General features: G+C 54.7%; 1 pseudogene. It reads right to left on the bottom strand.

What is annotated here, in order from left to right:
- Nucleotides 1-4: 4 nt before the first annotated feature.
- Nucleotides 5-1,126 (bottom strand): annotated as a pseudogene (locus ACR0JW_RS23845) (IS3 family transposase).
- Between the last annotated feature and the right edge of the window lie 57 nt (nt 1,127-1,183).

Genomic DNA, 1,183 nt, shown 5'->3' with positions numbered 1-1,183 from the left:
ATTGTTAGTGCATTGTTGGCCTCTGATCCATGTGGATGATGGTTTCCGGGGCTGGTGGGCGATAACCCAATGCACTGTGGGGTCTCTTGTTGTTGTAGTGTTTCCTCCATTGTTCGATCAGGATTTGGGCCTCACGTAAGCTGTAGAAGATCTCGCCGTTGAGCAGTTCATCTCGCATCCGCCCGTTGAAGCTTTCGCAATATCCGTTTTCCCAAGGTGACCCTGGCTCGATGTAGGCGGTCTTCGCGCCGACGGCGGTGATCCAGTCCCGAACAGCCTGTGCAACGAACTCAGGGCCATTATCCGACCGGATGAATGCGGGAGCGCCGCGCAGGATGAACAGGTCTGTCAGAACATCGATCACATCTGTCGAGTTCAGCTTGCGCTTCACTCTAATCGCCAGACATTCCCGGCTGTGCTCATCAATGATGTTCAGCGTCCGGAAGACCTTTCCATCATCCGTCCGACAATGCACGAAGTCATAGCTCCAGACATGGTTGCGATACTCAGGCCTCAAGCGAACACATGATCCATCATTAAGCCATAACCTCCCTTTCTTCGGTTGTTTCATAGGCACTTTCAGCCCCTCTCGCCGCCACAGGCGTTCAACCCGCCCATCACTGACAGACCATCCAGCCTCTCTCAGCAGCGATCCTGCGATAGCCATATCGGCCGTATTGACGGGCCAACTCGATCATGTCGGCCACCAATCGGTCTTCGTCTGCGCGACCTTGTGGGACACACCGTTGCGTGGACCGGTGTTGCCCAAGCACGCGGCAGGCGCGTCTCTCGGAAACGTTCAACTGATTGCGTACATGGTTAATACAAGCACGACGGCGAGCGGGGCTTAGTAGTTTCCCTTTGCGGCTTCCGTCAGGATCAGTTTGTCCAACGTCAGATCAGAAACCGCACGTCGCAGTCGTTCGTTCTCTTTCTGAAGCCGCTTCAGTTCTTTCAACTGATCTACGCCCATTCCGCCGTACTTCTTGCGCCAGCGGTAATAGGTTTGCTCGACAACGCCGATCTGCCAGATCGCATCAAGACGGGACATGCCTTGCCCCATCAGAACTTCAACCTGCCGTAACTTCGAGACGATCTCTTCGGGCTTCGGTCTCTTGTTTGCCATTCGTGGTCCTCCGTTTCCTAAACATAACGGTCGACCAGTTCAGTTGGGGAGGCTCAG

It is taken from the genome of Ruegeria sp. BG6 (genome assembly GCF_056538465.1).
This window is presented reverse-complemented; position numbering and strand designations above follow the sequence as displayed.